General features: G+C 61.0%; 22 protein-coding genes. 13 read left to right on the top strand and 9 right to left on the bottom strand.

All coding sequences use genetic code 11. The annotated features are described in order from the left end of the window. Positions 1-114 precede the first annotated feature (114 nt). From E8K79_RS10805 to E8K79_RS10785, 5 genes are all read left to right on the top strand, one after another. On the top strand, positions 115-375 hold the full coding sequence (locus E8K79_RS10805) for a hypothetical protein (protein WP_246043801.1): 261 nt from the start codon (positions 115-117) through the stop codon (positions 373-375). A 290-nt stretch (positions 376-665) separates the two neighbouring features. After that, on the top strand, positions 666-2,027 hold the full coding sequence (locus E8K79_RS10800) for a sigma-54-dependent transcriptional regulator (protein WP_136514764.1): 1,362 nt from the start codon (positions 666-668) through the stop codon (positions 2,025-2,027). Beyond that, positions 2,027-2,542: a TlpA disulfide reductase family protein gene (locus tag E8K79_RS10795; RefSeq protein WP_136514763.1), complete on the top strand. Its 516-nt coding sequence runs from the start codon at positions 2,027-2,029 to the stop codon at positions 2,540-2,542. Before E8K79_RS10800 ends, E8K79_RS10795 begins: the two co-directional genes overlap by 1 nt. Positions 2,543-2,595: 53 nt before the next feature. Continuing rightward, complete coding sequence (locus E8K79_RS10790; protein WP_136514762.1) at positions 2,596-3,312, top strand: cytochrome c biogenesis CcdA family protein; 717 nt, start codon at positions 2,596-2,598, stop codon at positions 3,310-3,312. Beyond that, positions 3,309-3,713 (top strand): VOC family protein, encoded by a 405-nt coding sequence (locus E8K79_RS10785; RefSeq protein ID WP_136514761.1) that lies wholly within the window; start codon positions 3,309-3,311, stop codon positions 3,711-3,713. The genes E8K79_RS10790 and E8K79_RS10785 overlap by 4 nt, the downstream gene beginning before the upstream one ends. A 4-nt stretch (positions 3,714-3,717) precedes the next feature. On the opposite strand, the gene E8K79_RS10780 is transcribed toward E8K79_RS10785, so the two are convergent. Genes E8K79_RS10780 through lptF form a run of 3 tightly spaced genes read right to left on the bottom strand, consistent with a single transcriptional unit; the run spans position 3,718 to position 6,908 of the window. Beyond that, a complete protein-coding gene (locus tag E8K79_RS10780; RefSeq protein WP_136514760.1) occupies positions 3,718-4,608 on the bottom strand; it encodes an IPT/TIG domain-containing protein in 891 nt (296 codons plus the stop codon). A 57-nt stretch (positions 4,609-4,665) separates the two neighbouring features. Further along, positions 4,666-5,748: an LPS export ABC transporter permease LptG gene (lptG, locus tag E8K79_RS10775; protein ID WP_136514759.1), complete on the bottom strand. Its 1,083-nt coding sequence runs from the start codon at positions 5,746-5,748 to the stop codon at positions 4,666-4,668. Then, a complete protein-coding gene (gene lptF / locus E8K79_RS10770) occupies positions 5,745-6,908 on the bottom strand; it encodes an LPS export ABC transporter permease LptF (protein WP_136514758.1) in 1,164 nt (387 codons plus the stop codon). The genes lptG and lptF overlap by 4 nt, the downstream gene beginning before the upstream one ends. Before the next feature lie 99 nt (positions 6,909-7,007). On the opposite strand from lptF, the gene E8K79_RS10765 reads away from it, so the two are divergent. The 7 genes from E8K79_RS10765 (at position 7,008) to E8K79_RS21260 (ending at position 16,528) form a co-directional block, all read left to right on the top strand. Continuing rightward, the gene (locus tag E8K79_RS10765) at positions 7,008-7,691 is read left to right on the top strand and encodes a Crp/Fnr family transcriptional regulator (RefSeq protein WP_136514757.1); all 684 of its coding nucleotides are present in this window, start codon (positions 7,008-7,010) and stop codon (positions 7,689-7,691) included. Positions 7,692-7,908: 217 nt separating this feature from the next. Then, entirely contained in the window at positions 7,909-9,531 is a 1,623-nt protein-coding gene (locus E8K79_RS10760) for a sensor histidine kinase (RefSeq protein WP_136514756.1), read from the top strand. Between the two features lies 1 nt (position 9,532). Next, positions 9,533-9,907: a response regulator gene (locus E8K79_RS10755; RefSeq protein WP_136514755.1), complete on the top strand. Its 375-nt coding sequence runs from the start codon at positions 9,533-9,535 to the stop codon at positions 9,905-9,907. Between the two features lie 170 nt (positions 9,908-10,077). After that, entirely contained in the window at positions 10,078-12,588 is a 2,511-nt protein-coding gene (locus tag E8K79_RS10750; RefSeq protein ID WP_136514754.1) for a mannose-1-phosphate guanyltransferase, read from the top strand. A gap of 37 nt (positions 12,589-12,625) precedes the next feature. Beyond that, positions 12,626-14,818, top strand: coding sequence for a glycoside hydrolase family 57 protein (locus E8K79_RS10745; protein ID WP_136514753.1), 2,193 nt, complete (start codon positions 12,626-12,628; stop codon positions 14,816-14,818). A gap of 83 nt (positions 14,819-14,901) precedes the next feature. Beyond that, positions 14,902-16,362, top strand: a complete 1,461-nt coding sequence (gene glgA, locus E8K79_RS10740; RefSeq protein WP_136514752.1) for a glycogen synthase GlgA — start codon at positions 14,902-14,904, stop codon at positions 16,360-16,362. A gap of 1 nt (position 16,363) precedes the next feature. Beyond that, a complete protein-coding gene (locus E8K79_RS21260; RefSeq protein ID WP_198419395.1) occupies positions 16,364-16,528 on the top strand; it encodes a hypothetical protein in 165 nt (54 codons plus the stop codon). A gap of 74 nt (positions 16,529-16,602) precedes the next feature. On the opposite strand, the gene E8K79_RS10735 is transcribed toward E8K79_RS21260, so the two are convergent. The 5 genes from E8K79_RS10735 to E8K79_RS10715 form a co-directional block, all read right to left on the bottom strand. Next, on the bottom strand, positions 16,603-17,628 hold the full coding sequence (locus E8K79_RS10735) for a hypothetical protein (RefSeq protein ID WP_136514751.1): 1,026 nt from the start codon (positions 17,626-17,628) through the stop codon (positions 16,603-16,605). A 73-nt stretch (positions 17,629-17,701) separates the two neighbouring features. Next, on the bottom strand, positions 17,702-18,505 hold the full coding sequence (pgeF, locus tag E8K79_RS10730; protein WP_136514750.1) for a peptidoglycan editing factor PgeF: 804 nt from the start codon (positions 18,503-18,505) through the stop codon (positions 17,702-17,704). A gap of 50 nt (positions 18,506-18,555) precedes the next feature. Beyond that, a complete protein-coding gene (locus E8K79_RS10725) occupies positions 18,556-19,524 on the bottom strand; it encodes an RluA family pseudouridine synthase (RefSeq protein ID WP_136514749.1) in 969 nt (322 codons plus the stop codon). Positions 19,525-19,624: 100 nt separating this feature from the next. Then, positions 19,625-19,888 carry a hypothetical protein gene (locus tag E8K79_RS10720; RefSeq protein WP_129124495.1) on the bottom strand — a complete coding sequence of 88 codons (264 nt, stop codon included), beginning with the start codon at positions 19,886-19,888 and terminating at the stop codon, positions 19,625-19,627. Between the two features lie 59 nt (positions 19,889-19,947). After that, positions 19,948-21,381 (bottom strand): DegQ family serine endoprotease, encoded by a 1,434-nt coding sequence (locus E8K79_RS10715; protein ID WP_136514748.1) that lies wholly within the window; start codon positions 21,379-21,381, stop codon positions 19,948-19,950. A 166-nt stretch (positions 21,382-21,547) separates the two neighbouring features. Here E8K79_RS10715 and E8K79_RS10710 point away from each other — a divergent pair, with 166 nt between their 5' ends. Further along, entirely contained in the window at positions 21,548-22,147 is a 600-nt protein-coding gene (locus tag E8K79_RS10710) for a helix-turn-helix domain-containing protein (protein ID WP_135869540.1), read from the top strand. A gap of 257 nt (positions 22,148-22,404) precedes the next feature. Here the strand turns inward: E8K79_RS10710 and E8K79_RS21415 are convergent. Beyond that, on the bottom strand, positions 22,405-22,633 hold a 229-nt coding region (locus E8K79_RS21415; protein WP_216629471.1), incomplete at its 5' end, for a hypothetical protein.

Genomic DNA, 22,633 nt, shown 5'->3' with positions numbered 1-22,633 from the left:
TTACAAGGTGTCACGGGCTTTTTGCCGTCACTGTGCATCTTTCCGGCTCCTTGGTGCGGTTCTTGCTCTCTGAGCATGACTTCATTTTATGCGATGTGTTTTTCGGGGGGGGATGTGGACGAAGAGATGTTGCTGCACTCGGCTGAGTTGGAAGTTAACGGTGAAACCTTCAGCATAAGCGTCTTCTGCAGCTCTGCCGGCCGCTTCTTCGCCAAGACCTGCCTTGGGGAGGACGACTTCATCATCACCGACGGCCCTTCGCTGACGGAGACCCTGAAGCGCCATGAGGATCTGTTGCCGCTAGCGGTAGGAACCCGCGAACTGACCCAGTGCTACCTGGGTAACCCGCGCAGGCCCAGAGGGCGCCGCCTGTAACGAAAGGCCGTGGCCCCCTCGGGCAGAACGGTCCCTTTTCCTGCGCCACCTTTCGGGTGGTGCTCGGCCTCCTTTTTTCTTTTTCCCGCCTTATAGATGCGCGGCACCTCTCGCGCCGCTCACGCCCGCTTCCCTGCCGCTTGACTCCCCAAGCCCCGCTGTCCCGTGTCCGAAATGAGAAGGTCGGCGGGGGACTGCTCATTATAAAAAGGGTTGCCCTGCCCCGGCAAATCGGTTACAAATTGACGTTGGCGTTCCATTAATATCCCGTCACCCTCGTCAGGTATCCCATGCCTCCAAAGATTCTCATCATCGACGACGATAGTTCGCTGCGGCGCGTTCTCGAGTACAACCTGGAGCAGGAGGGGTACCACGTCTACACCGCTGAGGACGGGGCGGCCGGCCTGAGACTTTTCGAGGAGAAGTCGCCCCAACTGGTGATCACCGACCTGAAGATGCCGGGGATGACCGGTTTCGAGGTGCTCTCGGCGATAAAGGAGCGGGCCCCGGCAACGGTGGTCATCGTGCTTACCGCCTTCGGCGCCATCGATACCGCGGTGGAGGCGATGAAACTCGGGGCTTTCCACTACCTCACCAAGCCGTTCAACCGCGAGGAACTGAAGATCACCGTGCTCAAGGGGCTCCAGCTCCAGGGGCTCTCCGAGGAGAACCGCCTGCTGAAGGAGGAGCTCTCGGGGCGTACGGAATTCAACAGCATCGTGGGTACCTCCCGCGCCATGGAAGGGGTCTTCTCCGTGGTACGCAAAGTGGCCGATACCGAAGCCACCGTCCTCATCACCGGCGAGTCTGGGACGGGCAAGGAGCTCGTGGCCCGGGCCGTTCACTCAGGCAGTTCACGCCGTGAAGCCCCCTTCGTTGCAGTGAACTGCGCGGCCATTCCGAAGGACCTCCTGGAAAGCGAGCTTTTCGGGCACGTGAAAGGTGCCTTCACCGGCGCCATCCGTGACAAGGAAGGGAAGTTCCAACTGGCCGACGGCGGCACCATCTTTCTCGACGAGGTGGGGGATCTCCCTCTCGAGCTGCAGCCCAAGCTGCTTCGGGTGCTGCAGGAGCGCGTGGTGGAACCGGTCGGCGGCACGTCGCTGCAGAAGATCGATCTTAGGGTGGTCGCTGCCACCAACGCCGACGTCGAGCGCTCCATCGCGGAGGGGAAGTTCCGTGAGGACCTCTACTATCGCCTCTGCGTCATCCCGATCCAGCTCCCGCCGCTAAGAGAGCGCGTCGAGGACATCCCGCTCCTGATCCGATATTTCTGCACGAAGTTCGGGGCCGAAGGGGTCTCCTTCACCAAGGAGGCGCTCGCGCGGCTCCAAGAGTACACCTGGCCCGGCAACGTGCGCGAACTGGAGAACACGGTGGAGCGCCTGCTGATCATGCGGGAGGGGGACCAGATCGGGGTGGACGAGCTTCCTGGTAAGATCTCAGCGGTCGCATCTCCTGCCGAAGGGGGGGTGCTGCGCCTCCCGGCCGGCGGGTATTCGCTTGAGCAGCTTGAGATGGAAGCCGTCATAGAAGCGCTCAACCGCTGCGACTGGAACCAGACCGCGGCGGCCAGATTCTTGCGCATCCCGCGCCACACGCTGATTTACAGAATGGAAAAATACAGTATCGTACAACCGGGGAGGAAATGATGAAGCGTTTGTTCGGTTTATTGTTGGTGGTCGCGCTTTTTGCCAGCGTTGGGTGTACCAAGAAGGAGGCCGCGCTGCCGGCCACGGAAGGAAACCCCGCTCCGGAATTCACGCTTAAGGACCTCTCTGGAAAGTCGGTGCAACTCTCCTCACTCAAGGGGAAGGTGGTGCTGGTCAACTTCTGGGCCACCTGGTGCCCCCCTTGCCGCGAAGAGATTCCCTCGATGGTAAAGCTGAACCAGGCGATGCAGGGTAAAAACTTCCAGATGCTCGCCATCTCCATAGATGAAGGGGGCAAGGGGGCCGTCGAGGACTTCTTCAAGCAGGGTGGCGTCACGCTTCCGGCCTTGCTCGACACCGACGGAAAGATCGCGCGCCTCTACGGAACCACCGGGGTCCCCGAGACCTTCGTCGTCGACACAAAAGGTGTGATCGTCAAGAAGGTGGTAGGTGGCATGGACTGGAGCAACCCCCAGGTGATCCAGGCCCTCGAGCAGTTGATGGCCGGCAAGTAGCAGGGCAGCCCCGCGGCAGCGCGGGGCGTACGTACCGCGTGAGGAGGAAAAAAATGGAAACAACCAACATCAGCATGATCGGCGCATTCGTGGCGGGCTTGCTGTCTTTTCTCTCTCCGTGCGTACTGCCGCTCATACCGTCTTACATCACCTACATCACGGGCCTTTCCTTCGCGGACCTGAACGCGGAGCACCCAAGCCACAAGGTGCGGCAGCAGACCATCATCCACTCCCTGCTCTTCATCGCCGGGTTTACCTGCGTCTTTGTCCTGCTGGGCGCCTCGGCCACCCTGGTCGGGGACTTCCTGCATGAGCACAAGACCGCGATCCGGCGCATCGGCGGCATCCTCATCGTCGTCTTCGGCATTCACGTTGCGGGCTTCTTCGACATCACCATGCTCCTCGGGGAGAAGAAGCTTACCCTGCACCGTAAGCCCGCAGGCTACCTCGGCAGCGTCGTAGTCGGCATAGTCTTCGCCGCGGGGTGGACCCCCTGCATCGGCCCGATTCTCGCCACCATCCTGGCCGTCGCTGCCACCGAGGGACGTGGCGTCTGGCTCCTGCTCGCCTACTCCATGGGGCTTGCCATACCCTTCTTCCTCGCCGCGCTGGCCCTGCACCAGTTCCTGATTTTCTTCAGGCGCTTCAAACGGCACATCCGGCTCTTTGAGGTCATCACCGGCGTGTTCATGATCGTAATTGGCATCCTGATCTTCACCAACTCCATGGTGCTGATAAGCAGTTACACGAGCGCCTGGTTCGGCGAGTGAACGGCGCCTCCATAGCCATTCAGCTCTGCGTCTCCGACCTCGGGACCACCGAGGCCTTCTATGCGGGCATCCTGGACCTGCCGCTGCAACGGCCGATCACCACGCTTGGCGCTCCTGAACACCTGCTTTTGGAGACGGAGGAATTTCAGATCATCTTCGTGGAGGATGCTGCGGTCGCGCAACTGCATCCGATCTTGCAGGCGCGCCTTGAGGGGTTCCCGCGCGGGGTGGGGATGACGATTCATCTCGCCGTGGAGGGGATTGCGGACATCTACCAGGAACTCCTCGAGGAGGACCTGGAAATCCTATACCCCCTGGAGCGCAAGCCGTACGGCACCTATGAGCTTTGGTGCTTCGATCCGGACGGCTACCTAGTCGTCCTGGAGGAGCCGGTCGACTAAGACCTCAGGGGGCACTGATGGTGAAAAGAGGGCTCTCCTCGCCGTTTTGGTTCACCACCTGCAAGGTGATCTGCTTGGGGGTCGGGTCGTAGGGGAACCTCTGGTAGACCATCTGGTTGCACCCGCCGTAGACAAGCTGCTCACGCTCTCCCACCAGCTGTTTTCCTGTTGAAAGCCTCTTGCCGTCCACTACCAGCACTGATGTCTGCTGGAAATTTCGTCCCGTCACGACCAGCTCATAGTAGTTCACGAACTCCCTGCCGATGGAGACACCGGCGATCTCGGGCTTCGCATCGATGAAGAGCGCGGCTGCGCCGGAGGTGGCGTCGCCCGGGTTTCTCACCTGCACCTGGTGCATCCCGGCGGCAAGCGCGGGGGCGGTGAAGGCTAGGGATGTGGGGGAGATGATGCGGGTGGTGACGGCCGCTCCGTCTAGAAGGACGCGGCTGCCGGTACGGAAATTCATGCCGCTAACGAGGACCTCGCGTTCACGGCCGGTGGCACAGGCGGTAACCGTATCGGGGGAGAGGGCTGAGATGCCCGGTTTCTGCGCGAGCAGCATGAAGCTGAACGGGCGCGTGGTAGCGCCGTCCTCCCGCTTCAGGAATAGGGCATAGGCGCCGGGAGGGAGGTCAGGTAGTTCAAAGGTGATGATCCGTCCCCCGACGACGGCGGCAGGAATCTCCCGTGCCCCCATGGTGACAGTGGTTGCCGTAGTGAACCCGGTGCCGTTGAGGGTGACGGTGCCGCCTGGCTCTCCCTGGGCAGGCAGGATGCTGAGCACGCTCAGCGGCGCGAGCCTCGATGACGGAGCCGAAACTACAGGCGGCTGGGCGATTGCCGTGGTGAGGGAAACGAGGAGGACCAAAATGGTGATGGTAAGCGTGCGGAGCATGATCTGCCCTCCCATGAGAGGTTCATAGCAACGTCTCAAATTTTCGGCGCTCTTCGGCTAGTTGTCAATGGTCAGCGACAACCACCCACCAGCGGCGAAGAAGATGAAGTTGGTAGCCCAGGCTGCGACGATCGGTGGAAGCAGGCCGACCTGCCCGACCGAGATGATCACAGAGTTCACGATCACGTAAAGAAAACCTAAGCCGATGGAGAGGCCAATGCCGAAAGCGATACCGCTGGAGCGCCCACCGCGCAGCGCGAAGGGGATGCCGAGAAAGGCCATCACCGCGCAGCCAAAAGGTAGTGAGATCCTGCTGTGGAACTGGGTTATGTAGCGGGTGGCATCGTACCCACCTGCCTGGATCTTCTTGCAGTACCGGTTCAGCTCCCTGAGCGTCATCCCGTCAGCGTATTTGCCGAGTACCTTCAGGTCTGCAGGCTTCAGTTTAAGAGGCACGGCAAGCTGCGGGAGCTTTTGCGTGCGTGCGACCTCACCTGCGACGATGTCTCGAGTAACCACATCGCTCAGCACCCAACCCGTGGGTCCCAGCTGTCCGCTTGCCGCGTCGGTCCGTCTGAGCGGCAACCCGGTCTTTGGCTGGACCTCCCATATGGTCACTCCTTTCAGCTGATTCTGGGCCGGCTCGAAGAGGCTTGCCCGCAGTACGGTGGACTCCTCGCGGTGCCAGATGTTGTGCTGCCTGAAGTAGGTCTTCTCGGTCTTCTTGAAGATCAGCACTTCCTGGATGTAGTTGCGCTGAGGGTAGGTTTTGGGGACGACAAACTCTCCCAAGAGCAGCACCAGCACACTCACGATGAGGGATATGGTGAGTATCGGCGCGCTGATGCGGGCGAGGCTCACACCGCAACTGCGCATGGCGGTGAGCTCGGAGCTGAGCGAGAAGGCACCTAGGGTAAGGAGAGTTGCCATGAGCACGGCCAAGGGAGCAGCGTCGCTCAGCATCTCAGGAACCTTGAGCATGAAGTACATGGCCATGTGTTGCCACGACGCACCGGCACGGGAGAAACGGGAGATCTTCTCCATGAAGTCGACGACGAGGTAGATGGTGACGAAGGAGCCAAGGCAAAGCCCCAGCATCCTCATGTACGCCTTGGCGACGTAGCGCGTGAGTATCCTCATCGCTTGCCCCCCTTGCCGAAACGGGCCCGTACGAACTCCTTCATGTACGGGTAAAGGCCTGTAAGCGGAAGTGGTTCCTCAGCAGCTGTTTTCATGAACAGGTAGACCCCAGCGGCGAGGAACAGGAGGTTGGGACCCCAGCCGGAAAGAAACGGCGGCAGGATGCCATGCTCGCCTAGGGTGTCGAAGGCCGAGAGGGCGACATAGTAGCAAAGGATCACGGCTATGCTGAGCGAGAAGCCGGATGCCTTGCCGGAGCGACGGTTCTGGATTCCGAGCGGCACCCCCATGAAGGTGAAGACGATGCAGGAGAAGGGGAGCGCCAGTCGGCTGTGTAGCTCAAGGCGGCGCGCCAGCGCTTCTTTTTTGTCTGCGCCATGCGGTGGGTGGAGCAGCTCGCCTATGGTCATCTCGCTCGCCTTCTTGGGCCCCTTCGGGGCCGTGTCCGCCAGCGCCACCCGCAGTACGTATTCCTGGAACTGCACCATTCGGTAGCCACCTTTGTCCTCGCTACGGTGGATGGAGCCGTTTTTGAGCTGGAATTCCATCGAATGGGTTTTGGGGTCGGAGTAGAGCGCGCCGCTTTCGGCGAAGATGGTGGTGGGGGCCTTCGGGTCCCGCTCGTCGTGGACGATCACGCCTGCCATGTTCTGGGCCTTGGCGTCGAGGGTGTCGGCGTAGATCACCATGTCAGGGAAGGCGTTGTTGAAGACCTTTTCCTTGATGGATATGCCGGCGCTGCTTTGCGCGATCTCAAGCATGAGCACCTTAAAGGAGCTGTTACCCCAGGGGACGGCGTACACGGTGACCCACATGCAGAGCAGGCTCGCGAAGGCGGAAAAGAGCAGCGGCGGGGGGAGCAGACCATAGAGGCTGATACCGCAGCTCTTTATGGCGGTCACCTCGCTGTCGCCGGACAGGCGGCCGAAAGCGAGCAGGATGGAAAGGAGCAGGGCCATCGGGATGGTGAAGAGCCAGAAGGACGGAAGCAGGTAGCTCACCATGCGCAGTACGTCGGTGAAAGGGACCCCCTTCTCAACCACCATCTCGGCGAGTCTAAGAAAACGCCCCATGAGCAGCACGAAGGTGAAGGTCACCATGCCGACCAGGAAAGGGGGCGGTATCTCGTTGAAAATGTAGCGGTACAGGGTCTTTTTCATGAACTCGTGATCTTACATGAGATGACAGGCGAAGTAAAGGCAGGAGCGCGGTGAACAACCTCTTGACCTACCTTTTCTTTTTGCTGTAAAAAGGACGACATGGAAAACAAGGACATCATAAGGAAAGCGCTGCTTTTTTCGGGACTGGAGGACGAGTACCTCGTCGAAGTTGCCGATATCGCCGTCAGACGTCCCTTCGCCAAGGGAGAAACACTTTTCACCGAGGGGGAGAAGGCCGAAGGTTTCTACCTCCTTGCTTCTGGGGCGCTGAAGCTCTGCAAGATCTCGCCGGACGGTCGCGAGAAGGTGCTGCACATGGTGCACCCGGTGGAGACCTTCGCCGAGGCCGCCTTCTTCGGTGATGGGAAATACCCGGCCGAGGCCCGCGGCGTCGAGAGGGGAGAGGTCGTCTTCTTCCCGAGGGGAGCCTTCATGGGGCTTTTAGAGCGCAACCCACGCTTCGCGATGAACCTGATCGCATCGCTGTCGCTCCTGCTGCGCCGCTTTGCCCGCCAGATCGAGGAGCTCTCCTTCGCCGACGCCCCGTCGCGCCTGGCCTCCTACCTGCTCGATCTCGCCGCGCGTAAGAGCACGAGCTATCAGGGGAAGACCTACCTGGAGCTCGACATGCGCAAGGGGGAGCTTGCTTCCCGCCTCGGCACGGTGAGCGAGACGCTCTCCCGCACCTTCAAGAAGATGAAGGACGAGGGGGTGATCGAGCTGGACGGCAACAAGGTAACCATCATGCATATGGAAAAGTTGAGGATGATCGCGGGGAAATGACCCCCTTAAAAAGATAAACCGTACAACGAAGGGCCCCGGTTACCACCGCGGGGCCCTTTTTTTGCGTCCTGTCGGCCCGGCGGCGTAAGTTCTTCCGTGTAAATTGTTAATTAATAATTTTAAGAAAAAGTTCACCATGCACTTGAAATGGCTATGCGGGGTGCTATACTTTGCCGCGTTCGTTTGCCATAAAATGAAGCCGGACCCTGGAGGGCGCTTGGATTGGGAATGCTGTTGGAGTAGGGACCATATTGAGGCCGATCATTGCCCGTATGTGGGCGAGGGGGAGGAGGACCTCCTTTCCTCCCAGCGCCGCAGGATCGTAGAAAAATGCGTAGAGTGCCCCCGCTTCAAGAACGACCTGGCCCGGATGAAGGGCGCAGGTTATCCGCTTTCGGATGTACTCCCCTACATACTGACCGAGTTCCAGGAGCAGAAGGCCCAGATGGGGGCCATGCTGAGCTTTCTCAACAGCAGGACCCGTGAGATAAAGTTCCTGCGCGAGGTCGGCCTCGTACTGCAGAACTCCATAGACCTGGACGAGGTGCTGTCCATCGCCATGACGGCGATCACGGCGGGGAAGGGGTTCGGGATGAACCGGGCTTTCCTGCTGATGACGGACAAGGAGCGGCGCAACATCCGCGGCTATCTGGGGGTCGGCCCGCGCGACTACGAGGAGGCGTGGCGCACCTGGGAGGACATAAGTCGCAGCAATTTCACCCTGAGACAGCTCGCGCGCGACTTCCAGAAGACGAAGCTCTCCTCGGAGAAGGTTAAGTTCCACGACATCCTGCAGCAGCTCACCGTCCCCCTGGCGGACCAGGGGCACATCTTCAATCGCGCCCTGCGCGGCAAAAAGCCGATCCTCGTCGAGAATGCCCTGAACAACCCCGACCTCGACAGGGGCCTTGCCCGCATCCTTGGTGTCGACACCTTCCTGGTCATGCCGCTCATCTCCAGAAACCGCCGCATCGGCGTGATCATCGCCGACAACTGCATCACCCACAAGCCGATCACCCTGCAGGACATGCAGTCGCTGGAGACCTTCGCCTTTCCGGTTGCCTTCGCCCTCGAGCGCGCCTCGCTGTACGAGCGGCTCCAGGAGGAGGTGGCCAAGCAGAAGGCGGCGAACCTGAAGCTCAGGGAACAGCAGGAACTGATCGTGAAGATGGAGAAGATGGCGCTGGTCGGCAAGATCACCTCCAGCATCGCCCATTCGATAAGAAACCCGCTCATGGTGATCGGCGGCTTCGCCCGCACCCTGCTGAAAGGGAGCAGCGCCGACGACGAGAAACGGAGCTACCTCGAATCGATCGTGCGCGAGACCCGGCAGCTCGAGGAGGTGCTAAGCGAGGTACTCGACTACTCGGAGTCGCTCTTCCCGGTCACCGACTACTGGGATCTGAACGAACTGGTAGTGAAGGCGATGGGTGAACTGGAGGGGGTGATGAACGGGGCGGGGGTCGCCTGCCGCATGGAACTCGCTCCCGACCTCCCCGTGGTGCGCATCGATTACAAGCAGATCAGCTACTGCCTGAAAACCATCACCACCACCGCCCTCTCCGCCATGGAACTTGGGGGGGAGCTTCACGTGGAGAGCCTCAAGGACGGCGAAGCGGTGCTACTGCGCGTGACCGACGACGGCAAGCCCTTAAGCGAGACGGCACAGGTGGCACTCACCACCCCGTTTTTCCAGACCCAGGAGCTCGGAGAGGGGGTAGGCCTTTCCCTTTGCAAGTCGATACTGGAACGGCAGGGAAACTCCCTAACGATAACTGGCCGCCCCGGCGGCGGAAACACATACAGCATCAGGCTTTTGACGAAAAAGGAGACCATCTGACATGGCGAAACTGTTGGTTGTGGATGACGAGGCGAACATAAGGCTTCTGTACGCAGCGGAACTCAGCGACGAGGGGTACGACGTGGTAACCGCCGGCAGCGCACTCGAGGCGGTGGAGAAGCTGGAGTCGGGGAGTTTCGACCTCGCGGTGATAGACATCAAGCTGAAAAACGAAAGCGGCATCGAGCTTTTGCAGCGCATCGTCAAGGAGCGTCACACCGTTCCGGTGATCCTTTGCACCGCCTTTTCCTGCTACAAGGACGACTTTTCGGCCTGGCTCGCCGACGGCTACGTGGTCAAGTCGAGCGACCTCCAGGAGCTGAAGGACGAGATCGCCCGCGTCCTCGCCAAGAGGCAGAAGGCGGCCTACACCTAGAATAAGCGTGATGAGTCGAATTACCTTTACGAACTCCGTTCGTGGCGCAGTGCGAAGACTTAATGCCCGAGTAGATCAGGTGGTAGATCAGCGGGCTGTTAATCCGTTTCCCGTAGGTTTTCATCTTGCCGTTAACACTTAATCCCAGTTTGACCTTGGAGGCTTTACCTATGAAGGCAGTCATCATGGCGGGCGGCTTCGGCACCCGCATGCAGCCGCTCACCTGCAACATCCCCAAACCGATGGTACCGCTCATGAACCGCCCGATCATGCTGCACATCGTCGAGCTTTTGAAGAAGTACGGGGTGACCGACCTGGTCATGCTTCTTTATCACCAGCCGAGCGTCATCAAGAACTTCTTCCGTGACGGCGCCGACCTTGGGGTTCGCATCACCTACGTCACGCCGCTCGAGGACATGGGGACGGCCGGTGCGGTGAAGTGCGCCGAGAAGTACCTGGACGAGCGCTTCCTCATCATCAGCGGGGACCTTTTGACCGACTTCAACCTCCAGAAGGTGATCGACTTCCACGAGAGCAGCAAGGCGCTTGCCACCATCACCCTCACCTCGGTGAAGGACCCGCTGCAGTTCGGCGTGGTGATCACGGACAAGGACAAGCGCATCACCCAGTTCCTCGAGAAGCCGGGGTGGGGCGAGGTGATCTCGGACACCATCAACACCGGGATCTACGTGCTCGAGCCGGAGATCTTCAAGTTCATCCCCGAGGGGGAGAACTTCGACTTTTCGCAAGACCTCTTCCCGCTTCTTTTAAAGAAGAAGTCCCCCCTGTTCGGTTTCCCGGTGAAAGGGTACTGGCGCGACATCGGCAACACCGACTCCTACCGCGAGGCGCACCACGACATCCTCAAGGGGAAGGTCGGGGTGAAGGTGGACGAGCCCAGGCGCGAGATGGCGGGGGTGGACCTGCGGGTCGGCTCCGACGTCAGGCTCAGCGAGGGGACCGTAGTGGAGGGGACCGTCGTCGTGGGGGACAACTCCCAGGTACAGGGTGGCGCAGAGATCAAGGATTCCGTCATCGGCCGCAACTGCATCGTCGAGGCGGGGGTGAAACTGACCAGGGCCGTGATCTGGGACAACGTCTACATCAAGAAGGGGGCCAAGATCAACGACTGCGTGGTCTGCAACAACGTAAGCGTCGGTGCGGCCACCATCATGGAAGAAGGTGGCGTGATCGCCGACGACACCTCCATCGGCGAGGAGAGCTACATAAAGCGTGACGTGAAGATCTGGCCCCGGAAGGTGATCGAGGGGGGCTCCACCGTGACCGGCAACCTCATCTGGGGCGAGCGCTGGAAGAAATCGCTCTTCGAGGGGGAGATGATCAAGGGGCTCACCAACATCGAGCTCACACCGGAATTCGTCGCCAAGCTGGGCTGCGCTTACGGCACCTCGCTACCCAAGGGGAGCCACGTTCTCGTCGGCCGCGATGCGACCCTCTCCTCCCGCATGCTGAAGAGGAGCTTCCTCGGGGGGATCCTCTCCGCGGGGGTCAACGTGCGCGACATCAGGATGGTGTCGCTTCCCATCCTGCGCTACAAGCTGCGCACCTTCGGCGAGGTAGGCGGGGTGCACTTCCGGCAGTCGCTCGAGGACCCCGCCACCACCGAGATCGTCTTTCTCGATGCCGACGGCCTCGATTTCTCCTCATCCATGGGCAAGAACATCGAGCGCATCTTCTACAAGGAGAACTTCCGGCGCGCACACCACATGGAGCCGGGTGGGATAACCGAACTCCCACAGGTGATGGACTTCTACCGCGAGGGGTTCTTCCGCGGCCTCGAGCAGCAGATCATCAAGAGCGCGACCCCCAAGGTGGTGATCGACTTCAATCACTCGGCCGCCGGGCAGATCCTTCCGCAGATCCTGAACGATCTTGGCTGCGAGGTGATCGGGCTCAACACCTACCTGGACGAGCAGCGCGGCTCGAAGACGGTGGACGAGAAGCCGAACAGCCTGCAGCAGCTCGCGAAGATCGTGGTCACCCTCGAGGCAAAGGCGGGCTTCTGGCTCGACCCCACCGCCGAGGAGGTGGTGCTCGTGGACGAGACCGGGAGGATCTACCAGCCCGAGGAGTACTTGAGCCTCATGACCGCGCTGATGCTGAAAAGCGGTGCCCGGGGCGCCTTCGCCATCCCTGTGTCGGCGCCTTCGGTGATCGAGCAGCTGGCCCAGGAAAACGGCTGCTCGGTGCGCCGTACGAAAAGCATGGACCGCTCCATGATCGAGGCGGCCATCTCCCCCGAGGTGGTGATGGCCGGGTCCATGGCCGGGCGCTTCGCCTTTCCCAGGTTCCAGGCGGCCTTCGACGGCATGTTCACCATCGCGAAGACCATCGAGCTTGCCACCGCCGCGGGAGTTCCCATCTCGCGGGTGCTGAAGGAGGTGCCGAAGAGCTCCTTTTTGCAGGGGCGGGTTCCCTGCGTCTGGGAGAAGAAGGGGGGGATCATGCGCAAGATGAGCGAGGACAGCCTGGAGAAAGAGGCTTCCTTCCTCGACGGCATCAAGGTCTCCTTCGGTCAGGACTGGGTGCTCGTCCTGCCGGACCAGTACCAGCCGGTGATCCACGTGGTAGCCGAGGCGAAGGATCCGAGAACGGCTCAGCGACTTCTGGAGGATTACATGAAGAAGGTCGAGCACTGGAAAAAGGAGCTGGCCCTGTAGCGGACCCGGCGGCCACTTCACGCCAAAAGGGGAGAGCATGACCGAACCACTTTACCTCACGCTGCTTTGGCACATGCACCAGCCCTTCTACAAGGAGCCGGTCCGGGGGGAGTACCTGCTCCCCTGGGCCTACCTCCACGCGGTGAAGGACTACTACGACATGCCGGCCATCGTGGACGCGACCCCGGGCGTGAAGGTGGTGTTCAACCTGGTCCCCTCGCTGCTGGAGCAGATCCTCGACTACGCCTCCGGGGAGGCGGTCGATCCGTACCTCGACCTCGCGCGCCGCGCCCCTGCAGAGCTGACCCTCGCGGACCGTATCTTCCTCCTGGAGAACTTCTTCTCCGCGAACCGGCGGCGCATGATCGAGCCCTACCCACGCTACCACGAGCTGTACCGCATGGCGGGAGAGGGCGTCCCCGGAAGCGTCGCCTCCCGCGTCTCCCTTTTCACCGAGAGGGACCTCCTCGACCTGCAGGTATGGTTCTACCTTGCCTGGACCGGTGAGGCGGCCCGCAACCGTTTCCCCTGTTTTCGCGACCTGATCCGCAAGGGGGAGGGGTTCGACGCGACGGACAAGGCGCTTTTGCTCGATACCCAGCGCAGCCTCATCGCCAGGATTATCCCGCTTTACCGCAAGCTGCACGACGAGGGGAAGGCCGAGCTCTCGGTGAGTCCCTATTTTCACCCGATCCTCCCCCTTCTGTGCGACTCCCGCGTTGCCCGCATCGCGCAGCCGGGGGTGAACCTCCCGGGCATCCCGTTCCGCTGTCCCGAAGACGCGAAGAGCCAGCTGCGGCACGGCATCGAGAGCTTCCGCAGGCTTTTCGGCTTCGACCCGGCGGGGGTGTGGCCCTCGGAGGGGGCGCTAAGCGACGAGGTGCTGGGGATCATGGCGCAGGGGGGGCTCTCGTGGACCGCTTCCGACGAGCGGCTCCTCTCCCGCACCCTGCCCGGGGGGCTCGGGCGTGAACGTGAGGCGCTCTACCACCCTTACCTCTTCCAGGAGGGGGACCGGGAGATCGCGCTCTTCTTCCGGGACCAGGTCCTCTCGGACCAGATCGGTTTCACCTACTCGGATTGGGAGCCGGAGCGTGCCGCGGCCGATTTCGTGGCGCGGGTCAGGGAGGTGCACCGGCACTGCCCCGAGGCGCGGGTGGTCCCGGTGATCCTCGATGGCGAGAACGCCTGGGAGCACTACCAGGAAAACGGGCTCCCGTTCCTCTCGAGACTCTATGCGGCCCTTACCCAGACCGCAGGGGTGGAACTCGCCACCTTCGCCGAGGTGCTGGAGCGGGTCCCGGAGCGTCGCTCCATTGGGCACATCCATCCCGGCTCCTGGATCAACGCCGACTACGGCATCTGGATCGGGCACCCCGAGGAGAACAAGGGGTGGGAGTACCTGGCTAGGGCGAGGGAGGCGGCGACCAAGGGAAGCGCGGAAGCGGCGCGCCTTTTGACCGGCGGCGAAAGCTCGGACGATACGGCACGGCGCGCCTGCCGGGCGCTTTACGCGGCGCAGGGAAGCGACTGGTTCTGGTGGTACGGCGACGACCATAGTTCGGCCCACTCCGGCAGCTTCGACCTTTTGTTCAGAAGTCACCTGATCAGCGTCTATCGCCTCCTTTCGCTGGAGGTGCCGGGCGAGCTGCACGAGCCGATCAAGCGCCAGCGTCCGGCTGGTTTCGTGCGTGCCCCGTCGCGGCTCATCACCCCTTCGCTGGCGACCGCGACCGGGGACTGCCTCGAGTGGCTTAGCGCCGGACTTTACGACCTGACCCGCCAGGGGGGGGCGATGCACGCCGCCGAGAGCGTGCTGCAGTCCTTTTTCTACGGCTACGACCTCGAGTTCCTCTACTTCCGCATCGACGGCGTGCAATCCATGGAAAAGGTGCTGCAGCCCGGTGACGCCCTGTCGCTGCACCTGATAAGGGGACGCGAGTACCGTGTCGAGATGCGGCCGGGCGCCGGGGAGGGGGAGCTGCAGCTGCTCGAAGAGGGGCGCTGGCTTCCCTGTGGTGCTCTTGCCCGCTACGCGGTGGGGCGCAGCGCCGAACTGCGCGTCCCGCTAAACGGTCTCGGGCTCGATGTCGGCGACCGGCTCTCGTGTTACCTAACCCTTTCGAGGGTCGGCAATCCGCTCGGGCGGTGGCCCGCCGAGGCCCCGCTCCCCATTGCCTACGCAGGCCCGGGGCTCGGGGTGGATGGGGGCGTACCCGAAGGTTCTTAAATTTTTCTTCTACAAAAAAACTTTACCCGGGGGCGCTCTTAATCTAGAATGTCCCTATAATTCCAGGGTGTTAGAGGATTTACATGAAGATTTTGTTTGTTGCGTCGGAGGTTACTCCCTTTGCCAAGACGGGAGGTCTGGCGGATGTTGCCAGCGCCCTTCCCAAGACCCTCAGGACGCTTGGCCATGACGTGCGGATCATGATGCCCTTCTACTCGGTGGTCGAGCGGGGGGGGATGGCGGTGCGCAAGGGGCGCAAGAGCGCCTCGGTCATGGTGGACGGCGTCGAGAAAAAAGGGTTCCTGCGCCAGGCGGCGCTCGGCGAGATACCGGTCTACCTCATCGAGAACAAGGAGTACTTCTCCCGCGACGAGCTCTACGGCACCCCCGGCGGCGACTACCCCGACAACGCCCAGCGTTTCTCCTTTTTCTGCCGCTGCGTTCTGGAGCTCCTGAAGAAGATGGACTTCAGGCCTGACATCATCCACTGCCACGACTGGCAGACCGCACTCATCCCGCACTACCTGAAGCACGAGCGCAAGAACGATCCCTTCTTCGCAAGGACCGGGATCATCTTCACCATCCACAACCTCGCCTATCAGGGGCTCTTTCCCCGTGAGGAGCTTTCCACCATGGGGCTCTCCAAGGAGTGCTTCACCATCGACGGGCTTGAGTTCTACGGCAAAATAAACCTCTTGAAGGCGGGGATACTCGCCGCCGACAGCGTCACCACCGTCTCGGAGAACTACTGCCGCGAGATCTGCACGCCGGAGATGGGGTGCGGCCTGCACGGCGTGTTGCAGGCGAGGAAGGATGACCTGGTAGGGATCCTGAACGGGCTCGACTACGAGGAGTGGAACCCCGCCATGGACAAGGAAATCATGAAGAACTACAGTCATGCCTCCCTCTCCGGAAAGATGGTGGACAAGATCGGCCTGCAGCGCCTCATGGGGCTCGCCAGTGCGCCTGACACCCCGGTCTTCGGCATGGTGTCGCGCATGGTGGCGCAGAAGGGTTTCGACCTGATAGCGGAGCTGTTGCCGGTGATCGCCAAGGCGCCCATGCAGTTCGTCATGCTGGGCAGCGGCGAGGAGCGCTACGTCAAGGCGTTCACCGACGTCAAGGCCGCGGGCGCGCGCAACATCGCCTTCGCCGCCGGCTTCGATCACAGCCTTGCGCCCAAGATCTACGCCGGGAGCGACATGTTCCTCATGCCCTCCTTCTTCGAGCCGTGCGGGCTGGGGCAGCTGATCGCTATGCGCTACGGGACCGTCCCCGTGGTGCGCCGGACCGGCGGGCTCGCCGACAGCGTCTTCGATCCCCGCGACAACGACAAGACCCCGAACGGCTTCGTCTTCGAGGAGTACAGCGCGGAGGCGTTGTGGGAGGCGATGAACCGGGCCATCACCGCATACCAGGACAAGGCGTTCTGGAAAAAGCTGATGCGGCGCGGCATGAGCAGCGATTACTCGTGGCAGAACTCGGTGCACAAGTACCTGGATCTGTACCGCAAGGCCCTGCTGCGCAAGGGAGGGGAGGCGTAGGGTGGAACACGAAGATCTTGATGAACTTGCCGGAGAGATCCGTCGTCTCATCGAAAGCAACAAGGAATTCCTGAAGCGGGTGAGCGACGAGGATTACGAAGACGAAGAGGAAGGGGAGGCGGAAGAGGAAGAGGCCGAGGACCCGGAAGAGTTTGAAGAGCTTTAGGCACCGCTCGGAGAAAACGGCGGTGGTCGGATGAGAAAGGCGGCGCCGGGGAAACCCTGGCGCCGCCTTTTTAGTTACTTCGCGGGAGGCTGTTCCGGGACAATGTCGCCCGGGGTGACGGCGACCGGTGTCGCGGGTACCGGTGCCGGGGCGGCCTGGATCGCCTGGGGTGTCACGGCCGGCGCGGCGGGCGCCGCCTGAGCTACTGGGGCCGCGGCTGGTGTCGCGGGCGGGTTGTAGTAGACCGGTGCTCCTCCTCCCGGGGCGGGAGCCGCTTCACGTTCCTTCTCCTTGCCGCCGAAAAGCGGCGTGTAGGTCTTCATGAGCGCAAGCATCTCCTCGAACTGCTTCACGTACAGGGTGGAGACCTCCGGTGCGTTGGGGACCGAAGATGCCTCGGTCTTCGCGAAAGCCGCGTTAACGCCGGCTACGGTCTTGAACTTCACGTCGACCTTCTCGGTCAGGTTCGCCGCCGCCTCGTCGAAGTCCGGGTACTGCAGTGCGAAGAACAGCGGGTAGGAGAGCCTGCTCGTCTTGAAGTTCGGGTACTCCCAGATGGTGTTCCCTTCGCGATCCAGCATCTGCGCCGTCATGGAGAGGTAGTTGAAATCGGTCTCCAGGTAGGAGAGGAGGTTGCTCGAGAAGACCTTGCCCGGTCTGGTGAGGCCGCTCACGGTAACAAAGAGCATGGCGTCGAGCCCGTTTTGGGCGAGGAGCTGCTTCAGCTCTTCCTTCTTCACGAAGTACTTGTTGTAGATGATCCCAGCATCGTCGCGCCGCTCACGGTTCCATACCAGGGTCTCGAAGAGCCTCGCCGCGTCACCCTCTACCGGACGGACCGCGTAGAAGATGCCGGTGCTTCTCAGCTTGGCGATGAGCTCCTTCTCGTTTTTCATGTTGTAGGTGCGCACGATGGAGACGATGGACGCCTTGTCGGGGTGCCGGATGTCCGATTCCGCGTCGGTGAAGATCGGGGCGACACCGATGGTGCGCACCTTTTTCTCCAGGGTCTCCTGGGGGATGTTGTAGTAGTTGTGGGCGCAGCCGAAAAGCGCGCTCACCGCCATCATGAGCAGGGCAAGTCTTAACAAGTTCCGCATCTGTGGACGCCTCCTGTAAAGGATTCTAACTCTCCGCCGTCTTATATCAGAAGCTTGGTCGGAGCGCTACAGCTTATTGCTCGGCATCGAGCATGATGAAGCCGACCTGCCTGCCGGTGTCACCCTCGTCGCGGCGGTAGGAGAAGAAGAGCTCCTGGTTGCAGCTCACGCACTGCTCGCTCACCTGGACGCGATCGGCGGCAATCCCTGCGTCGGTAAGGAGCATGCGGTTCGCAGCACCTAGGTCGAGCATCCACTTACCCTCGCCCTTTTCGGTGGCGCAGAGCTCCCACGGGATTCCCGCCTTCTTGAAGGCGTCGCGCACCGGGGCGTCCACCTCGTAGCAGCATGCTCCGATATGCGGACCGACGGCGGCCTGGATGTCCTTCTTGTCGCAGTTGAAGAGGCTCACCAGCGCTTCGACACCCTTTCCGGCGATGTTCCCGGCGGTACCCTGCCACCCTGCATGGAGGGCGGCGACGACCTTGCGCACCGGGTCGTGCAGCAGGATGGGGACGCAGTCCGCCACGCAGACCGCGATCATGATGCCGGGCTGGTTGGTGACGATTCCGTCGCACTCGAGCTTGAGAAAGTGGGAGAGCTCGGGGTTGGGTGCGTCTATCACCAGGAGGTCGGTGCCGTGCACCTGGTTGACGGTGAGGAAGCGGTCCAGGGTGGAGCCGAGGCTCCTCGCGAGCAGGCTGCGGTTCCCCTCGACGTTGTGCGAGGAGTCCAAGGTGTTGCTGCCGAGGTTGAGCGAGTTGTACGGAGGGCGCGAGACTCCTTCGTGGCGGGTGGTGAAACCGGCGACGGCACCCCTCGTGGCCGCGAAGCGCGGCTTCAGATATTGGATTTTTCCTGCTTTCTGCATTTCCATGAATGGCACCTCTTGTATGTATATGGGAGCTGTCGAACAGCCCCTCGTCCTTACTCCGTATCGGCTGTTTTTTCTGTAAGGTAGGCGATGACCCCCGCCATGTCTTCTGGGAGCTCGGTGTCGAACTCGAGGTACTGTCCCGTCACCGGGTGCAGGAAGCCCAAGGTCTTCGCATGCAGCGCCTGGCGCCCCATCGTCTTGATCATCTGTTTCAGCACCGGGTCCTTCACCTGGACGAGCCTGCTCCCCCCGCCGTAGACCTCGTCCGCCAGAAGCGGATGCCCCGCCTCGGAGAGGTGCACCCGGATCTGGTGCGTGCGGCCGGTCTCAAGCCTCAGGCGCACCAGCGTGATGCCGGGGAAGCGCGCCTCGACGCGCCAGTGGGTGATGGCGTTCTTGCCGTGCCTGGCCTTGCCGGACATCTTCTTCCGGTCCACCGGGTGCCGGCCGATGATCGACTCGATGCGCCCCTTGTCTTCCTTCAGGTTCCCGTACACGAGGGCCAGGTAGATCCTCTTTATGCTGTGCACCTTGAACTGGTCGGAGAGCGCGTTGTGGGCCCGGTCGCTCTTGGCTATGACCAGAACACCAGAGGTATCCTTGTCGATGCGGTGCACGATTCCCGGACGCAGCTCGCCTCCGATGCCGGAGAGGTCCTTGCAGTGGGCAAGCAGTGCGTTGACAAGGGTGCCATCCGCGTTGCCGGCCCCCGGATGCACCACCAGGCCTGCGCCCTTGTTGATCACGATGACGTCGGGATCCTCGTAGAGCACCTCGAGCGGGATCTCCTGCGGCTGCGGCTCGGCCGGCGTGGGAGGGGGGACGATGACGGTAACGACGTCGCCTCCCTTCAGCTTGAGCGAGGCCTTCTGCTTCTGGCCGTTCACCGTGGCGCAGCCGTTATCGATGAGCCTTGCCGCGGCGGAGCGGGTGAGTTCGGGGACGCTGCGGGAGATGAAGCTGTCCAACCGCTCGGCATCGGTGTCCATAGGGAAAGTTAGTTCGATGGGGTGTTCCATGTAAGGCCCTGTTTCCCGGAAAGGGATATTCGGTAAAAAAAGCGCGGGCGCGTTTCGAATGGAAGCGCGCCCGGGACTGTCTAATGTTGTATTAACCTGCCTACCAGATGGATGATTCGATCTTTCCCGCCCGTTTGATCAGTACGTCGACTACGGCAATGTCGAAGATGTTCGATTCTGCCAGATCCTTGGTCACTCGGGACTGGAAGTGCTCCCTTCCTTCGTTTAGTTGATCCTGCAAGAGCTCGAAGATGTTGTCATCCTTGATGCCCTGTTCGACCTTCTCGCGGTTGTACAGAGCTACATCGGAAATGATGGCCCTGGCAAGTCTTCTGGCCTGATCTGGGTTTTCTATGAGACTCATCGATCTCTCCCGGGGGGGCAAATGTCAGGCGACACTATACGCAGTTTTTGCCGAAGATTCTATCTTAATTTTAAGGCGAAATAGATGCTGGCGTTGCCACGGCGCACGAGCAATGCCACGGCGCCGCGGTTGGCGGCATCCTTCATGGACTTTTGGTACTCAGTGAGGTTGCGCACCTTTCTCTGGTTCACCGAGACGATGACGTCGCCGCGCTGGATACCGCTCTCTTCGGCTATTCCCCCCGGCTCGAGGTCGCTCACCACCACGCCGGTTATGCCACGGCGACGCGCATCGGGGCCTAATTCCTCAACCGAAAGGCCTAAAACCCCCGCTTCGCGGTCCGGCCTCTGTGCCTGAGGCTGGGCCTGCGCGCTCTCTGCGGGCGTCGTGGTGACCTGGACCTTTAGCTGTTTGCCGTCGCGGTAAAGCTCCACCTCCACCTTCTTGCCGATCGGCGTTTCCCCGACGAGCCGCTGCAACTGGCGCACGTCCTTTACGGCCGTGCCGTTGAAACCGGTGATGATGTCCCCCTGCATGATGCCGGATTTCGCGGCGGGGCCGCCGGGAACCACCTCGTTGACGAGAGCGCCGCTTGCCCTTGGCAGACCGAAGGATTTGGCCATCTCCTCGGTGACCGACTGGATCGATACGCCGAGCCAGCCGCGGCTTACGTTCCCCTTGCTGATGAGCTGGGTCACCACCTGCTTCGCCATGTTCACCGGAATCGCGAAGCCGATCCCCTGTCCCGCCGCGACGATGGCGGTGTTGATCCCGATCACCTCGCCGTAGATGTTGAGGAGCGGGCCGCCCGAGTTGCCGGGGTTGATAGAGGCGTCGGTCTGGATGAAGTCCTCGTAGGTCTCGATCCCCATGTTGGAGCGGCCGGTCGCCGAGACGACCCCGACGGTGACGGTGCGGTCAAGGCCGAAGGGGTTGCCGATGGCGATGGCCCACTGTCCCACCTGCAGCTTGGTCGAATCACCAAGGACCGCGGCCGGGAGCGGTTCCTTCGCGTTGATCTTGATGACGGCGATGTCGGTCTTCGGGTCGGAACCGATCACCTTGCCGGTGTAGACGCTCTCGTTGGAGAGCTTCACCTGGATGGTCTCCGCGTCCCTGACCACGTGGTCGTTGGTGACGATGTACCCTTCCTGGTTCAGGATGAAGCCTGAGCCTAGGCTGCTTTCCCTTCTGTACTGCGGGCGGCCCATGTCGCCGAAGAAGTCTTCGAAAAACGGCGAGCCCTCAAAGAACGGGCGCACCAGTTTCTTCTTCCCTATGGTGGAGATGTTCACCACGGACGGTGTGACTTTTTTGACAAGAGTGGTGAAGGCCTGCTGGGTGACGAGTATGTCCTTGGGGACTTCCTGGACCGGAGCTGGAACAGATTCCTTTCTGTTCGACTCGTACAGCATGGCCCCTTCTTTCTTCTTGCAGGAAGTAAGGACGGTGGAAAGGATGAGGAATACGGCGAGCAGTCTGATACTTTTCATTGAGTCCCTCCTTAGGAGAAAACAGGTAGAAGGAAGGAAAAAGCCTAGCCAAAAACCGGATTGATGTCAACCCCTTCCGCCTCGTGACACAGACTCTGTAAGAATAACTATTTACCCCTTGACGGCAGATCGCTATTTGAATATATATGCTGAACGGGGGTGCTGCGTGCAAGAGAAGATCAAGCAAGAAATCAGAGAGATGAAGCTCGGTGAGAAGGTGCGTGGACTGCGCCAGGAACAACGGCTCACCCTCCAGGCGCTGGCTGACATGACCGGATTGTCGAAGCCGCTCTTGTCTCAGATCGAAAACGATCAGGTCACACCGCCCATTGCTACCTTGCTGAAGATCGCCAAAGGACTCAAGGTAGGGATCCACTACTTCTTTGAGGAGGCGGGTGACAGGCAGAAGTTCATGCTGACCCGCGGAGACCAGTCTCCCTTGGGAAGCCAGCGTCGTCCCGGCAAGGAGAACGTCCAGCAGGGCTACATGTACAAGCCGCTCGCGCCGGGCATGCGCCAGAAAAAGGTGGAGCCTTTCCTGATCGAGTTCGAGCAGCGTGAGTGGGACAGCAGTCTCTTCTACAGCCACGAGGGGGTGGAGTTCCTCTATCTGCTCGATGGCGAGCTGGAGTTCCACTACGCCGACGAGGTGATGCGGCTGTACCCGGGGGACAGCATATACTATGAGTCCTCCGAGCCGCATGGGTATGTTTCTGTCGGCGAGATCCGTGCCCGCGCCGTCGCCGTCCTCTATACGAAGAGCTGACGATCTTCTGCCACAGCTGCAAAAGAAAGCGCTGCCACCGAATCGTCTGGTGCCACTATCTATAGACGGGACGATTGGTCGCGCTTTCTTCGTTTGACAAACTCTTTGGTGCAGTTAGTATTTGAAACTGTCACCCCTCCCCGCTAAAGACAACTGCCTATTTCCCGTCTGTCTTCCGCTCCCGTAATTGAAGAGTGCCCTTGGCAGGTTGCTACAGTTCTCTTTCCGGCTATGACTGGTTGCTTGTGTATAGTCGATTAGAGAAAATTATTCATTAAGTCGTTGACGATGCGGATGCGCTTTGTTATAAAGCTGGACTCCGCAGCAACGACGTTCTTTTCAACCGAATATTTGAACCAGCAGTCACCGCAGGAAAGTTGCGGCGGCGGCAAATCTGAGAAAGATTTAAGAAAAGAAAATCTTGACAGGTTGGAACGGTTCAGGTAGGGTGCTGAGTCTGTCGCAAACAGCGGCTTGGTCTTTGAA

Source organism: Geomonas edaphica (assembly GCF_004917075.1).
GTDB lineage: Bacteria > Desulfobacterota > Desulfuromonadia > Geobacterales > Geobacteraceae > Geomonas > Geomonas edaphica.
This window is presented reverse-complemented; position numbering and strand designations above follow the sequence as displayed.

Bases quoted from the DNA above. Each gene is read 5' to 3' on its own strand.
- E8K79_RS10750 (WP_136514754.1), top strand. From the start codon at position 10,078: ATGAAGGCAGTCATCATGGCGGGCGGCTTCGGCACCCGCATGCAGCCG.
- glgA (WP_136514752.1), top strand. From the start codon at position 14,902: ATGAAGATTTTGTTTGTTGCGTCGGAGGTTACTCCCTTTGCCAAGACG.
- E8K79_RS10725 (WP_136514749.1), bottom strand. From the start codon at position 19,524: ATGGAACACCCCATCGAACTAACTTTCCCTATGGACACCGATGCCGAG.
- E8K79_RS10790 (WP_136514762.1), top strand. From the start codon at position 2,596: ATGGAAACAACCAACATCAGCATGATCGGCGCATTCGTGGCGGGCTTG.
- pgeF (WP_136514750.1), bottom strand. From the start codon at position 18,505: ATGGAAATGCAGAAAGCAGGAAAAATCCAATATCTGAAGCCGCGCTTC.
- E8K79_RS10800 (WP_136514764.1), top strand. From the start codon at position 666: ATGCCTCCAAAGATTCTCATCATCGACGACGATAGTTCGCTGCGGCGC.
- E8K79_RS10780 (WP_136514760.1), bottom strand. From the start codon at position 4,608: ATGCTCCGCACGCTTACCATCACCATTTTGGTCCTCCTCGTTTCCCTC.
- E8K79_RS10720 (WP_129124495.1), bottom strand. From the start codon at position 19,888: ATGAGTCTCATAGAAAACCCAGATCAGGCCAGAAGACTTGCCAGGGCC.
- E8K79_RS10755 (WP_136514755.1), top strand. From the start codon at position 9,533: ATGGCGAAACTGTTGGTTGTGGATGACGAGGCGAACATAAGGCTTCTG.
- lptF (WP_136514758.1), bottom strand. From the start codon at position 6,908: ATGAAAAAGACCCTGTACCGCTACATTTTCAACGAGATACCGCCCCCT.
- E8K79_RS10795 (WP_136514763.1), top strand. From the start codon at position 2,027: ATGAAGCGTTTGTTCGGTTTATTGTTGGTGGTCGCGCTTTTTGCCAGC.
- E8K79_RS10715 (WP_136514748.1), bottom strand. From the start codon at position 21,381: ATGAAAAGTATCAGACTGCTCGCCGTATTCCTCATCCTTTCCACCGTC.
- E8K79_RS10735 (WP_136514751.1), bottom strand. From the start codon at position 17,628: ATGCGGAACTTGTTAAGACTTGCCCTGCTCATGATGGCGGTGAGCGCG.
- E8K79_RS10745 (WP_136514753.1), top strand. From the start codon at position 12,626: ATGACCGAACCACTTTACCTCACGCTGCTTTGGCACATGCACCAGCCC.
- E8K79_RS10765 (WP_136514757.1), top strand. From the start codon at position 7,008: ATGGAAAACAAGGACATCATAAGGAAAGCGCTGCTTTTTTCGGGACTG.
- lptG (WP_136514759.1), bottom strand. From the start codon at position 5,748: ATGAGGATACTCACGCGCTACGTCGCCAAGGCGTACATGAGGATGCTG.